Origin of the sequence: Streptosporangium sp. CA-135522 (assembly GCF_050949235.1) — a bacterium.
Lineage (GTDB): Bacteria > Actinomycetota > Actinomycetes > Streptosporangiales > Streptosporangiaceae > Streptosporangium.
Window position 1 is genome coordinate 420,701 of the sequence record NZ_CP192027.1, and the last position, 13,917, is coordinate 434,617.

The window sequence follows — 13,917 nt, forward strand, 5'->3', positions numbered from 1 at the left end:
GCTCCGCTGGCATGACATGGAACACACATTCGCTTCAGCAGCGCCGCTTGAGTTGCCGGTGTGGCGTGCGAGAACCCTGACAACAGCGAGGCTCGCGTTACTTCTGCGCTGACTGCTGCAGGTCACAGGGCGGAATCGGCGCTTTCGATCTTGATTTGAGCCGCTGCCCCCGTGCTAGCTTTACGTCGTTTTTATCCGATCTTTCCCCTTTAAGGGTGTTAATGAGAAGTTCTCGACGGCTGGCGGCAGCGTGCGCCCTCAGCGCGCTAGCAGTGCTCACCACCACAGCAGTGGCCTCAGCAACGCCCACTCCGCCACCCTCCCCCTCCGCCAGCGCGAACGGTCAGCCCCGCACGATCACCGAGCGGACCGAGACGTCGACCACCTACTGGCTGGCCGACGGCCGCACGGTCACCGAACTGCACGCCGGTCCCATCCGCGTCAAGCAGGACGACGGCAGTTGGGCCGACATCGACACCGACCTGATCGCCGACGGCGACGGCATCCGGCCCAAGGCCACCAAGGGCGACGTGAGCTTCTCCGCTGGCGGCAGCGGCGCCTTCGCCCGACTGCGCCGGGAGGGCGGCGAGTCGGTCGAGCTGGGCTGGGACGGCCAGCTGCCCAAGCCCGACATCGATGGCAACAAGGCCATCTACCGCGGCGTCGCCGCCGATGGCGCCGGTGACCTGGTGGCCACCGCACTGCCCACCGGCCTGCGCTTCGACGTCGTGCTCAACCGCAGGCCCACCGGCCCAGTCGAGATCACGGTGCCCGTCACCGGCCACGGCCTCACCGTCGCCAAGGCTGAAGGCGACCGGGTGGCGATCAAGGACGGCGACAAGGTCATCGCCGCCTCCTCCACCCCGGCCCTGTACGACGCCGCCTCCCTGCACGCCCGGCAGCCGGGCGACAAACACCAGCTGCGCAGCGCATCCAAGGACAAGGCCAAGGTCGGCCAGATCGACGCCGCCGTCACCGACACCGGCGGCGGCAAGGCTCTGGTGCTCAAGCCGTCGGCGGAGTTCCTGGCCGACCCGGCCACCGTCTATCCCGTCACCGTCGACCCGTCGGTGGTGCTGCCGCTGAACGACGACACCGACGTCAACAGCGCCTTCGACTGGAACAACGTCTCCGGCGGCTATCTGAAGGCAGGCACCGAGGCCGACGGTGAGAAGGCTCGTGCCTACCTGCGCTTCAACACCCAGGGGCTGAAGACGCCGACCAAGGCCGTGCTCAAGCTGTCCAACCTGGACGCGCCCGCCTGCGGTACGGCGGTCGGTGCCGGGATCCAGGTGCGCAGGGTCACCAGTCATTGGGACGCCACTGCCCAGACCTGGACCCCGCAGCCGAGCAACACCACCGAAGACGCGGTCACCTCCACCGAAGGCTCCCAGCTTGGCTCCTGCGGCAGCGGTGCCATGAGCTGGGATATCACCCCCATCGTGGCCAAGTGGGCGGCGGGCACCGCCAACCACGGCTTGGTCCTGCAGTCCCCCACCGAGACCGCGACCACGAACTACCGTGTCTTCGCCTCCGCCGAGAACACCGACGAGGTAGCGCTCCCGATGCTGGAGGTCACTTCCGACGAGGTGATCACCCCCGGCGAGGGCGAGGACCCCGCCGACCCCGGACCGGCCGACTTCAAGCCCGGGCAGGTCGAGCCGGAGACGGGCGTCTGGGTCACCAGCGCGATCGACCTCGACACTGACGGGCTGCTCACCACCCGCAGCCACAGCGCGGGTCAGCGCATCGATCTTACCTTGCCCAACGAGAGCGTCCTGGGCCCGCACTGGCGTCTGGAGCCCCTTGATGGGGTGCTCGGCACGCGGCTGAAGGACTTCAGCGCCAACGGCTATATCCAGGTCAACCACACCAGCGGCACCGGATCGGATCGTTACGAGGCGGACCCGGCTAAGCCAGGCACCTACGTCGCCCCCGAGATCGGCACCGTCGTCAAGAACGCCGACGGCACCTTCACCCAGGCCCGCCTCGACACCGGCATGACCTACACCTGGACCAAGGTCGGCACCGACATCCTGATCACCAAGCTCGGCAGCGACGACACCGGCATGACCGTCGTCGCCTACGACGCCCAGGGGCGGATCAGCGGTCTGGCCCAGCCCGCCACTCCGCAGGATGACTGCACCGTCGCCGGCGCCGCCGGATGCGCCTTCGCGACCTACCAGTACGCGACCGCCACCACCGCCACCGCCACCATGTTCGCCGATATCGCCGGACAGCTCAAGGCGATCACGCACGCCGGCCCGGCAGCCACGCCCGTCACGGCGGTCACCTACGCCTACGACAACCTGAAGAGGCTGCGTAAGGTCGAAGACAGCCGGCAGCTCGACGGCGACCCGGTCAAGACGTGGACCTACGCCTACGACAGCTCGGGCAACATCACCCAGCTCACCACTCCGTCGGACGGCACATGGAAGCTGAGCTACTCCGCCCCGGGCAAGCTGGCCACCGCGACCCAGTCCGCGCCCGTCATGCTTCGGGCAGCAGCCAGCTCATGCCCGGCACCCTATGCCTCCGACTACATGCTGTACGGGCGGTGCAGCACCAGGGTCGACGTGCTGAAGGGCTCTGGGACGGTGTGGCGAACCCCGTTCTGGAAGGGCACCAAGACCGGCGGCTCGGTGTACGGCATCACTAACGACGGCTGCTCGGCTCCCCTGATTGGCGACAAGCCGCCCACGGTGCCGGGGCTGACCTTCAAACCCGCCTGCGACTCCCACGACTACGGTTATGGCCTGATCCGCAACAAGCTGAACGGCATGAGCAACGGGCTGCCCAGGTCCAAGCGCACCCATGTCGACGCCGTCTTCAAGACCATCATGAAGACGCGGATCTGTGCCGCCCAGAACGTGTCGATCTACAGGGAACGCTGCAACGACTGGGCAAACATCTACTACAACGCGGTGCGAGCCAAGGGCGACAGCGCTATCTAGCGCCACCCCTATTCGCTTGAACGGGCGACGCGGAGCGGGTTGACAGCCCGCGCGAAACCCACTCCGCGTTGCCGCCACCATCCATCAAGCGCTCCAACGACCACATGATGCCAGGACAGCCGCAACGAAACGAGAAGACATGAGCGACAAGCCCTCCTCGCCCGCACGGTTCGGGACTGTGACAACGTCGAGCGCCTACCTGGCGGCCGTCGCCATCCTGACATGGGAGACGATCAACAACCATCTCGGCGACCAGATCTACGGACGCCTGGTCATGGCCGTCCTGAGTTTCCCCATATCGCTTATCGACTGGTTCGCCGGGGATGCCGTCTTCGCCGTCCTGCGCGACGCAAGCCACAGCACCACCGCAGGATGGGAATACGTGGCGCTCGGATGGCCCGGCGTCATCACCGCCGGCGCGCTGACCGTCCTCATGACGCTGTCGCGCACGCAGACCTTTGGCCGGACCTTCGGATGGTTCCTCACCGTCATGACGCTCGCCTCCGGCCTGATGATCGCATTCGATGCATGGGCGCCGCGTCGCCCCTGGGGATGGCCTGTTGTCGTCTGCGCGCTCATCATGGCTGCAGGACTCATGCTCTCCCGGCGGAGAAGCCCGGCCTAGGCGTCCTCCTCCCGGACATGTCCCCAACCTCAAGGTAGGCAGGTCTGCCCAGGTCACCGGGTTCCAGGAAGACCGTGTTCTCGGAAGCGGAGACGGCTCAAGCTTCCGAGAACACCTACGACGCAGGGGTGAAATCCCAGCTCGCCTCGAAGGGCTCGACGCCGCCGCCCGCAAGGGCAGGCCGCCCGTCATCATCGACGACACGCTGCACACCGTGCTGCGACGCCGGGCGAACGGCGGGTCCGTCGAGCAGATCCGCCCGGGTCTGATCATCCCCACCGGCAAGCGCAAGGGTCAGAACCCCGGCCTCGCCGGCATCTACCGCGCGCTCGCCGAGCACGAGAAGAGGAGGACCTACCCGGAAGCCGTCGCCCAGACCCACGCCGACTTCGCCGACCTTCGAACCGCTGGGCCCCGGAGCGGGCTTAACGCTAACGGCCGCCCCATTGGTCCCCGACGCCGTTCACCTGCTCCTCGCGCGGCATGGCGGCTAGCATCCGGGCGGCCCGTACACCGCGCCGTCGTCGTAGATCCCGCCGCCGTCGTCGGGGTCGATAAGGACGCGGGTCAGGGTCTCGGCGGGACCGTAGGCGGCGCCGTCATCGTACAGGCCAGGCATGGACATCTCCGTGGGGTGCGGGGTGGGCTCGTCGATGGGATCATCGCTATTGAAGCAGCGCAGCGGGGACCGGCGAAGGCCCCCGCCCCATGGGGCCCTCCGCTCGGGTCCGTGCGATGAGCCCCAAAGTAACTCTCAGTAACCGAAGTGACTATTAGTCGCTGCGGTTACCCTCGGCGAAGCGACCTTGAATCCGCAGCGCGCACGAGAGCGTCAGGTTGTCGCGCTGTCGTTGTCGGCGAGGATGCGGTACACGCTGGCCACGGAGGGGTGGTGGCCCTTGTTCTTTCCGGTGGGGATGATGAGCTTGGCGGCGATGTCAGGCACGGGCACGCCGCGGGCGCGCAGGCTGCGCGCGTAGGCGATCATGTCGTCGTCGAAGACCTTCGGCCGGCCGCCGTGGCGGCCGCGCTCACGGGCAGAGGCCTGCCCCTCCAGGGACTTCTCCCGGATGTACTCGCGCTCAGATTCGGCCATGCCGGCGAAGAAGGCGAACAGGGCGGCGCCGTGGCCGGAGGGGTCGTAGAGGCCCTGGAGCGGGCCGGTGAGTAGTTCGAGTTGGATGTCGGTGCGGCGTAGGTCTTCGGCGATGGTCAGTAGCTCGGCGGCGCCGCGGCCGAGGCGTTTCATCTCGTGCACGGTGAAGATGACCCGCTGGTGGGGGACGGCCTGCTTGATGGTGCGGGCGTAGTCCATCGCCTTGGTGAATTCCGGCCGTACCTTGATCCGGGTGCTGATCTTCTCGGAGAAGATCGGGTCGCAGCCCGCCTCGCGCAGGGCGTCGAGCTGACTATCCAGCTCCTGCTGGGCGCTGCTGCAGCGGCCATAGCCCACCCGGGTCGGCTTCGCGGCGGCGCCGACGGGCAAGGCCTCGCGCGGCGGGCCAGGCTTCCAGGCGCGGCCGGGGCCGCGATCTGCGGGGGTCCGGACTTCGAGCTCGGCGCGCAGCTGGGGCACCAGTGTGAAGCGCTGGGTGTGGTACTTCGGCGCGACGTTGCCGCTGCGGGTACGGCAGGCGCTGCCCGCCGGCGCGGCGCACATCGGGCAGTCGAAGGCCTCGACGGCGGCGGCCGGGTCGGCAAGATCGCTCATGTCGCAGAACCTATCGCAAGCCAGGTTCTGCGAGGAATGTTTTGCGAGAGGTTCTGATAACGACGGTCGAGGACAAACCGGACGCGCGTCGACGACCGTACGGCTCTCGCAGAACTGACCATTTCTGCGAGTGATCAGTAGTTACTGTCGCTCGGAGCGACGGCGTCCGAAGGCCGGGGGCGGCATTGTCAAAAGGTGATGGGGCCGAGGTCGCGGGCGGTCTGCGCCAGGGCGCGGATGAGGTCGTTCTCGGCCTCGGTACGCCACACCAGGGCAAACGACAGGGCGTCGATATCGGTGACGGGAAGGTAGGCGATGTCGGGCCGGCTCCAGTAACGCCTCATGTGGGCGGGGAAGAGGTTGACGATCTCTCCGGTGCTGGCCAGGGTGAGGATCTCCTCGGTGCTGTGGACCAAGGGGCCGCGCTCGATCCGTAGTCCTGAGCGGGTGTGAGACGGGACAAAGCCCTCGGCCCAGTAGTCCGGCACCGATGGGCCGTCGCTGTGCTGGAAGTCGGCGAGCATGTCCAGTGAGACGGAGGTGCGCCGGGTGAGTTCGTGCTCGGCGGCCACGGCCACCACCCGCGGATCGGCGAACAGGACCGGGCCTACGGTCAGGTCGGGTTCTTCGACCGGCAGCCAGCAGACCAGCATGTCGAGGTCGCCGCGGCGCAGCCCGGCGAACGGGTCGACGAAGGGGGCGTGCTGGATCTGCAGCTGCCACTGAGGATGGCGGGCGCGGAAGGTGTCCCAGTAGAGGCGCAGGTCGTGGGCGTTGAGGGGGATCATGCCCACTCGCAGTTGCGCGGTGATGCCGCGGGCGGCGAGGTGGGCGCGTTCGAGGCTGTCGCGCAGTCCCGCGTAGACCGGTCGCAGGTCGTCACGGAGTTGACGGCCGAGCGGGGTGAGGTGGATCTGGCGGCGGTTGGAGCGGTCGAACAACGCGCTGCCCAGCCGGCGTTCCTGCTGGCTGATCGCCTGGCTGACACGCGCCTGAGAGATGTGCAGGCGGGCCGCTGTGCGGCCGAAGTGGAGCTCTTCGGCCAGGGCCAGGAAGATCTCGATGTCCCGCAGCTCCACGTCATTCCATCTCGTTGATAACCCACACGTTATCGGGAGTATACGGAAGTTCGGGTTGATACAGGTCATGCCCTATTCCAGAGTGGGGGACGTCTGAAATCGGGCCAGGCTGGCCATGCGAGGGGAGGGGCGATGGGCGGCACGCTCGATCTGTCGGTGATGTACCTCATGCACGACGCGCTGGGTCGGGAAGCGCGGCAGCTGGCTCGGGCCACCGCCCGGGCCGACCGCGACCCGCAGGCTGTCCTGGGCAGCGCCGCCGGCTGGGAGCTGTTCAAGACGGCCCTGCGCGTCCATCACGCCGCCGGAAACGACGCGTTGTGGCCCGGCTTGCGCCAGAGCCTGGCCGGACGGCCCGGCGACCTGGTGCCGCTGGAGGTGCTGGAAGCCGAGCACGAGGCCATCGAGCAGGTCATCGACGTGATCGACGCGGTCCTAGCCGACCCCGAAGCCGGGGTGGACCAGCTCGGTGACCTCACCGACTCGCTGGCCACGGGGATGATCGGGCATCTGCGGCATGAGGAAGACCAGGCGGTGCCGCTGATCCTGGCAGTCACCAGTCGTCGGCAGTGGAAGCGTTTCAAGCAGATTCACGCTCGGTGGATCGGCTCGGACGCTCCCCGGATCCTGCCCTGGCTGCTGGACGGCGCGAGTGATCAGAGCGTCGCCGCCGTGCTGGCCGGCTTCTCCGAGCCGGTCCGCCACGCCTATCAGCACCGTTGGCGACCTGCCTACACCGCTTTAGACCGCTGGAGCGCTACCGCCTGATGGCGGCGCTCCGACACTATGCCGATGCCCCAGGAGCCGGGGGCGCCTGGCCGTGGCCGTTCCAGCTCGCCGCCCATAGGGGTTGGCCAATGTCCCGTTCCCAATGATTGGTCTGCCATGTCACTGATCCGCTCTGCCGGCGCCCGCCGTACCGAGACCCCGGCCGGCGTCATGACCACCCTGGTCTCCCCTTCTCAAAGGCGGAGCCGGGCTGGCGCTGTGGCGTGTGGAGATGCAGCCCCGGATGCGCAAGGCCCGGTCCACCTCATCGACGCCAAGCAGGTCTGGGCGCTCATGGCCGGCGAGGCGACGATCACCCTGGACGGCCAGGACCTGCATCTGGGCCAGGGCGACACCGCCATTCTGGCCGCCGACGCCATCCGTCAGGTGAGCGCGGGCCCGCGGGGCTTCACCGCCGTCGTCACCGCCTCCGCCGGCGCCCGGGCCGGCGTCCCGGGCAGTACCGACAGGATCCTCCCGCCGTGGATCGCCTGACGCCCCCGGCCAGACCTGCCACACGGCGACAACCACACGCCGCAGCTGAAACCCGGCGGCCGGAATCTAGAGAACTGGAGTTGTGAGATGCGTGTGTTGTTGTCGGTGTACGACTCGCGTGGCGGCGTCGAGCCCCTAGCGGGACTCGCGGTGCGGCTGCGGGAGCTCGGCGCGCAGGTGCGGGTCTGCGCGCCGCCAGACGAGGAGTTCGCCAAGCGGCTGGCCGGCATGGGCGTGCAGATGGCGCCCGTCGGCCCGGCGCTGCGCTCCCTGGCGACCGGGGCGCGACCACCGGGCGCTGCGGGTTTCCAGCAGATCTCGGCCGAGCTGGTCGCCGCGCATTTCGACACGCTGGCCGAGGCGGCCGACGAGTGCGACGTGATGCTGGCGACCGGTGTGCTGCCGGCCGTGGCCTCCGCACGCTCGGTGGCCGACAAGCTCGGCATCCCCTACGTGTACGCCTGCTACCAGGCGGTCACCCTGCCCTCGCCGCACCACCCACCGGCCGCGCGGCCGTTCCGGCCCCTGCCGGCGGAGGTGAGCGACCACCTGGCGCTGTGGGACCTGGACGCGCAGAGCGCGAACGCGCTGTTCGCCGAGGCAATCAACACGCACCGCGCCGCGATCGGCCTGTCACCGGTGGACAACATCCGCGACTACGCCTTCACCGGCAGGCCATGGCTCGCGGCGGACCCGATCCTGGGCCTGTGGCAGGAACCGGCGGACCTCGAGGTGGTGCAGACCGGCGCATGGCTCCTGCCGGACGAGCGCCCGCTCCCGCCCGAGGTCCAGGCGTTCCTGGACGCCGGCACCCCACCGGTCTACGTGGGCTTCGGCAGCATGCCCACCACCGGCTCACACGAGATGGCCAGGGCGGCGATCGAGGCGATCCGCGCCCACGGCCACCGAGCGCTGCTGTCCCGGGGCTGGGCCGACCTGGCCCTGATCGACGACCAGGACGACTGCTTGGCCGTCGGCGAAGCCAACCACCAGGCCCTGTTCCGCCGCGTTGCCGCTGTCGTTCACCATGGCGGGGCGGGCACCACCACGACGGCCACCTGGGCGGGCGTGCCGCAGGTGGTGGTTCCCCAGCAGACCGTGGACCAGACCTACTTCGCGAGCCGGGTGGCAGAGCTGGGCATCGGCATCGCCCACGACGGCCCGACCCCCACCACGCAGTCGCTGTCAGCCGCACTCACAGCGGCCCTGACCCCCGAGGTCCGCGTGCGAGCGGCCGCCGTGGCCGCCACGATCCGCACCGACGGTGCGACGGTCGCCGCGAAGCTCCTGTTCGACGTGGCCGACCACGCGGCCGGCCGCCAACGACCCCTTCACAGCTAACGACCACAAACCCCTTCACACATAGCGAAGAGATCGGAATCATGCGCAAGCTCACCTATTACGTCGCCACCAGCCTCGACGGCTTCATCGCCGACCCCACCGGCGCCGACCCGTCCGCGCCGGGCGGGCTGTTCACCCTCACCCCCGATTACGTCGAGCAGATGATCACGCACTACCCTGAGACCCTGCCGGTCATGGCCCGCGAGGCGATGGGCATCACCGCGTCCGGCACCAGCTTCGACACCGTCGTCGAGGGCCGCCGCTCCTACCAGCTCGGCCTGGACATGGGCGTCACCAACGCCTACCCGCACCTGCGGCACTACGTCTTCTCCCGCACCCTCGGCCCCAGCCAGGACCCTTCGGTGGACATCGTCGCCACCGACCCCGTCGAGAAGATCAGGGAGCTCAAGGCCCAGGACGGCCTCGGGATCTGGCTGGTCGGCGGCGGCGAACTCGCCGGCGCGCTGCACGCAGAGATCGACGAGCTGATCCTCAAGGTCAACCCCGTCACCGCCTGCACGGGCATCCCGCTCTTCGGCGACAAGACGCCCTTCAGCCCGCACCGCTACACCCTGACCGACAACACCGCCCTGCCCAGCGGTGCCCTCTTCCTCACCTACACCCGCACGCCGTGACCAAGGAACCGAACGAGGAACCGATGGACCGCGCTCTGATCAGCAGCATCGCCCACTCCGACCACCCGATCGCCGCCCCGGTGAGCGCCGCCAACCTGGACCAGCTGCTGCGCCGGGCCAAGCTCCGCGACGGCGCCCGGATCCTCGACCTCGGCTGCGGCGAGGCCATGTGGACATTGCGGGCACTGGAGCTGTTCCCCGGCTCGAGCGCCGACGGCGTGGACATCTCCGCCAGCGCCCTGGCCGCCGCGGCCGAGCACGCCGAGGCCCGCAGTCTGGGCGAGCGTATCCGCTTGCACGAGGCGGGGGCGGCGGACTTCCGCGCTGCCGAGCCGTACGATCTGGTGCTCTGTGTGGGCTCCACACACGCTTACGACGGCCTCACGCCGACCCTGCAGGCGATCAGGCAGCTGATCCGGCCGGGCGGGCTGGTGCTGGTGGGCGAGGGCTTCTGGCAGACGCCCCCGTCACCGGAGCTGGAGGCCGAGATTGGCCACTACCCCGACCTGGCCGGGCTCCTCGCCCAGGCCGAGGAGCCCGGCTATCGCACCGTCTACGCGCACACCAGCTCACTGGACGAATGGGACGAGTACGAGTGGTCATGGACCGGCACGCTGACCCGCTGGGCGGTGGACCACCCCGGGCCCGACGGCGACACCGCGCTGGCCACCGCGCTGGAACACCGTGACATGTGGCTCAACGGCTACCGCGACAAGCTCGGCTTCGCCACCCTGCTGCTGCGGCACGCGCAGTAGCCAGACCCGTCCGAACAGCACCTCGCACTCTTGCCCCGGAAGCAGTCGAAACACCTCCCGGGCAAGAGTGCGAGGCGGCATACCCCTACGCGCCCTATTGATCAACAGTATGTCGACCTGCGGAGACGCCAGATACTCCTATCGATATCAGCAGGGTCCTGCCTCAGGATGCCTGGCCTGAGCACGCGGTCCGTCCTGTGCGGGGCGGGTCATTCGGGGCCGGCATCGCTCGCTGTGCCGTCGTGCCCACCGAGGTGTTCGAGACGTTCCTCGGCGGTCGCGCCATCGCCGACGCACTGCCCTTGCGCGGCACCGCCGAGATCCAGGTCCAAGTGGCGGCTCATGTCCAGCTCCAGCCTGCCGTACAGGTTGAGGTGAGTCCAAAACAGCGCCGAAAGGCCGCGCAGGTCGACGGCGGTCAGCTTCGTGCGCCACTTCGCATCGCGCACGACGGTCTGGATCAGGATCGTGTTCAGGTAGGTGATCGAGGCCTGGACCAGGTGCAACGCGAGCGCGGACACCTCGACGCTCTCGCGGTCGTCGCCGGTCAGGTCGCCGGCCTTGCCGTAGAAGATGTCCTTGTTGGCCGCGTGCCAGTTCTCCACCACGTTCAGGCCCTCGTGAATCTCCTGGCGCAGCGCCTCGTCCGCGAGATACTCGCAGATAAAAACCGTCCTGATCACGCGGCCCAACTCTTCGATCGCCTGGTAGGTGGGATGCTTGGGGTCGCCCCGGGTGAAGCGGCGCAGCATCTGATGGGCCTCCGCGGTCCGCAGACGGAGCGCGGTCGCGTACTTGATCATCTGATCGTAGTGCCGACCGATCACATCCCAGTCGATCGTCTTGTTCGACAGCACCTCCTCCAGCTCCGGCCACGCCTCATCCTCGCTGATCCCGGGCCGATACAGCCGCGCGGAGCCGATGTTCTTCAACCGAGGGAGCAGCTGAAAGCCCAGCAAATGCGCGAAGGCAAACCCGACGATCGAAACTCCGTGCGTATCGGTGTACTGGCGATCGATCTCCGCCGAGGTCAGATGCCGCAGCAAGCCCTCAATCATCGAGGCGACCTCGGAGGCCGACGTGCTGGTGACTTGGCTGTAGATACACACCGATTTACGCTCTACGTGCCAATACACCATAATTCCGGCACCTCCATAGCGTTGGTGCCACTCGGTCATCATGTTCGCCGACCATGATCCGAACTTGCGGGAGCCGGACGCGCACGAGGTGCCCGGCCCCCACAACTCCACATCCCGCGCCTCCAGCGTCTCGTTGACCACGGTGCGGATCGCCGAACGCAGGTTGTCGCGGTTGATGAACAGCCGCCGAGTGCGCCGCAGCGCCGCCTCACTGTCAGCGTTACCCGCCGTGTTCCCCGCTGCGTCCTGCGCGGCGCTGGCCACGGCCACGCCGTCGGCGACCCGCTTGATCCCGACGTTCGTGCCCAGCCCGTAGACGCATAACAGCAGCCGGCGGCGCAGCACGTCGGCGTCGGTGACGGTACGGGAGGCCACCGAGGAGAACTCGGCGGTGAAGCCGGTCTTGTGGTCGACGTTCTTGAGCAGGTCCAGCAGGTCGATCACGCCCCACCGGCGGGAGATCTCCCGCTTGAGCTTCTTCAAGTTGGCCGGTTCGGGCTGTCTGGCGACCGGCGGGACGTTGATCCACGGCTCGCCCTTCTTGCGGGTGACCTTCACCCCGCCGGTGGTGCCCTTCTTCAGCGCCCGGTTCAGCTTGTCCAGCGCCGCCACGTGCCGCTTCTTCAAGTCGGCCAGGAACTGCTCGGGGTCGCGGGGCTTGGCCAACTCCCGGTAGTGCACGTCCCGGTTGTCCTCGAAATCAGGGGGCAGGTCGGCTTCGGGGTTGCGCCAGATGTGGCCGCCCTCCACCCAGATCTCTCGCCGCCGGATGGCCTTCCTCAAGGCGACGAGCACGCACAGCTCATACGGAATGCGCTCGACCAGGCCGCTGTCGGGGTCGACCACCACCTCCCGCCAGTCCTCGGGCACCACATGCTCCAGCGGCACCGCCTCGGCCGCGGCGTAGAAGGCTTCGTCGCTGTCTTGGTAGCGCTCCAGCAGCTTCAGCGCGTCCATCACCGGTTTGAAGGTGTCGTTGTTGCAGCGGAACTTCACCGACCGCAGCAGCTTGGGCAGGCCGCGCCGGTAGTGGTGGGAGTAGGAGCCGCGTAGCTTGGTCCGCACCCGGGTGTTGAAGATCTTCTCGTTCGCCTTGGCCTCGGCGATGATGTCCTCCAGCGTGCGCTTGCCCACCACCGGATACAGCGCCTTGCGCACGATCTCCTCCGGCAGCTTCAAAGCGGCCTCGGCGAGCTTGACCAGGATGCCGTTCTTGCCGTGCACCTTGCGGAACTCGTCTGCGATCTCGTTCTCGACCTTCTTCTCCGCCCGCACGCTGATCTTGTGCACGAGCTGGATCAGCAGCTCGACCAGGCCGTCGATCATCTCCGCCTTGCGCACCCAGCACAACGCCGCCAGCAACGTGATCCGCACCCGCTTCGGCGCGGCCGCGAAGTCGGAGGGGTACATCTTCATCGCCCGCGCCCGCCACCCGGCCACGATCTTCTCCGACACCCCCTCGAACAGACCCTCCGGCAACCCGATCGCCTTGACCCGCTCCAGCTTGACGATCTCGGCCAGCAGCGTGTCCAGCTGCAGCGGCCCCGGATCGGACTTCAACTCCTGCAAGAACGCGCGCCCGCCACCGGACGTGCCGCCCTTGCCGTCCTTCTTGTCCTCCTCATCGGTGCCGGCCTCGCCGTCGTCCTGCGCAGCGTCCTCCTCGGCCGAAGAGCTGGCCTGGCCCTCCTCACTGTCGCCGTTGTCGGCTTTGTCCTCACCCTCCTCGGGATCCGGGTCTTCGGCGACGATCAGCTCCTCCAGCTTGCCGACCGACTCCTCGCTCAGCCGCGCTATGGTCGTCTCGGTGAACTGGCGCTCGAACATCGCCTCGGCGGCGCCCAGCAGCCGTTCGATCGGTGCGGGCTTGGGCGGCTCGATGCTCAACTCGCGACAGCGCACCAGCAGAGCGCTGCGCAGCCGGTCACGCGACATCTCCACCGGGCAGAACTCGTCAGCCAGCCAGACGGCCAGCTTGTCCTCATCGCCGACCGTGGGAACGCGGAACTGATGGAAGTCCCGGATCTGCTTGCGGTGATAGTCGCTCGTGCTGCCCGACCAGGTGTAGTCGGCGAACAGCGCAGGATCGACCTTGACCTGCCCGGCCATGAAGTCCACCACGTTGATCGGGAAGGAGTTAGCGCAGGTCATACACGTCAGAGACGGAGCCTTGAGGGCTCAAGATAACGAACCCCAGCCGCGTCGCCCCGGACTTGTTGGCCAGCAGGTCTTGCTCGTCCTCATCCAGCGTCCAGCAGTCGATGAGGTCTTCCAACTCCCACTCGCGCCGCATCTCGGCACCCTTCTTCCGATGTGCCCCGAAGGTCAGAAGAAAGATGATCTGTAATCATTCGGCTACTGATCGGTATCCCTAGGCCGTGATCACTACGTATCGGAACTGAGACATAGCTCTCA

The 13,917-nt window shown here is 67.9% G+C and carries 13 protein-coding genes; 7 read left to right on the top strand and 6 right to left on the bottom strand.

What is annotated here, in order from left to right:
• Positions 1 to 290 precede the first annotated feature (290 nt).
• Together ACQPYK_RS50405 and ACQPYK_RS50410 are read left to right on the top strand one after the other, a co-directional pair.
• Positions 291 to 2,954 (top strand): phospholipase A2, encoded by a 2,664-nt coding sequence (locus ACQPYK_RS50405; RefSeq protein ID WP_433259485.1) that lies wholly within the window; start codon positions 291 to 293, stop codon positions 2,952 to 2,954.
• Between the two features lie 139 nt (positions 2,955 to 3,093).
• Positions 3,094 to 3,579, top strand: coding sequence for a hypothetical protein (locus ACQPYK_RS50410; protein ID WP_433259487.1), 486 nt, complete (start codon positions 3,094 to 3,096; stop codon positions 3,577 to 3,579).
• Between the two features lie 115 nt (positions 3,580 to 3,694).
• On the opposite strand, the gene ACQPYK_RS50415 is transcribed toward ACQPYK_RS50410, so the two are convergent.
• From ACQPYK_RS50415 to ACQPYK_RS50430, 4 genes are all read right to left on the bottom strand, one after another.
• Positions 3,695 to 3,961 (bottom strand): hypothetical protein, encoded by a 267-nt coding sequence (locus ACQPYK_RS50415; RefSeq protein WP_433259488.1) that lies wholly within the window; start codon positions 3,959 to 3,961, stop codon positions 3,695 to 3,697.
• 108 nt (positions 3,962 to 4,069) lie between these two features.
• Positions 4,070 to 4,198 carry a hypothetical protein gene (locus ACQPYK_RS50420; protein WP_433259490.1) on the bottom strand — a complete coding sequence of 43 codons (129 nt, stop codon included), beginning with the start codon at positions 4,196 to 4,198 and terminating at the stop codon, positions 4,070 to 4,072.
• Positions 4,199 to 4,411: 213 nt separating this feature from the next.
• Positions 4,412 to 5,290, bottom strand: coding sequence for a recombinase family protein (locus ACQPYK_RS50425; protein WP_433259492.1), 879 nt, complete (start codon positions 5,288 to 5,290; stop codon positions 4,412 to 4,414).
• A gap of 188 nt (positions 5,291 to 5,478) precedes the next feature.
• On the bottom strand, positions 5,479 to 6,369 hold the full coding sequence (locus tag ACQPYK_RS50430) for a LysR family transcriptional regulator (RefSeq protein ID WP_433259493.1): 891 nt from the start codon (positions 6,367 to 6,369) through the stop codon (positions 5,479 to 5,481).
• A gap of 132 nt (positions 6,370 to 6,501) precedes the next feature.
• On the opposite strand from ACQPYK_RS50430, the gene ACQPYK_RS50435 reads away from it, so the two are divergent.
• The 5 genes from ACQPYK_RS50435 (at position 6,502) to ACQPYK_RS50455 (ending at position 10,363) form a co-directional block, all read left to right on the top strand.
• The gene (locus tag ACQPYK_RS50435) at positions 6,502 to 7,137 is read left to right on the top strand and encodes a hemerythrin domain-containing protein (protein ID WP_433259494.1); all 636 of its coding nucleotides are present in this window, start codon (positions 6,502 to 6,504) and stop codon (positions 7,135 to 7,137) included.
• Positions 7,138 to 7,356: 219 nt separating this feature from the next.
• The gene (locus ACQPYK_RS50440; RefSeq protein WP_433259495.1) at positions 7,357 to 7,632 is read left to right on the top strand and encodes a hypothetical protein; all 276 of its coding nucleotides are present in this window, start codon (positions 7,357 to 7,359) and stop codon (positions 7,630 to 7,632) included.
• A gap of 87 nt (positions 7,633 to 7,719) precedes the next feature.
• Positions 7,720 to 8,973, top strand: coding sequence for a glycosyltransferase (locus ACQPYK_RS50445; protein WP_433259497.1), 1,254 nt, complete (start codon positions 7,720 to 7,722; stop codon positions 8,971 to 8,973).
• 41 nt (positions 8,974 to 9,014) lie between these two features.
• Complete coding sequence (locus ACQPYK_RS50450) at positions 9,015 to 9,608, top strand: dihydrofolate reductase family protein (protein ID WP_433259499.1); 594 nt, start codon at positions 9,015 to 9,017, stop codon at positions 9,606 to 9,608.
• Positions 9,605 to 10,363 carry an SAM-dependent methyltransferase gene (locus tag ACQPYK_RS50455; RefSeq protein WP_433259501.1) on the top strand — a complete coding sequence of 253 codons (759 nt, stop codon included), beginning with the start codon at positions 9,605 to 9,607 and terminating at the stop codon, positions 10,361 to 10,363. The genes ACQPYK_RS50450 and ACQPYK_RS50455 overlap by 4 nt, the downstream gene beginning before the upstream one ends.
• Before the next feature lie 209 nt (positions 10,364 to 10,572).
• Here the strand turns inward: ACQPYK_RS50455 and ACQPYK_RS50460 are convergent, their stop codons facing one another.
• A complete protein-coding gene (locus tag ACQPYK_RS50460; protein ID WP_433259502.1) occupies positions 10,573 to 13,653 on the bottom strand; it encodes a Tn3 family transposase in 3,081 nt (1,026 codons plus the stop codon).
• Positions 13,640 to 13,795, bottom strand: coding sequence for a hypothetical protein (locus ACQPYK_RS50465; protein ID WP_433259504.1), 156 nt, complete (start codon positions 13,793 to 13,795; stop codon positions 13,640 to 13,642). The genes ACQPYK_RS50460 and ACQPYK_RS50465 overlap by 14 nt, the downstream gene beginning before the upstream one ends.
• Between the last annotated feature and the right edge of the window lie 122 nt (positions 13,796 to 13,917).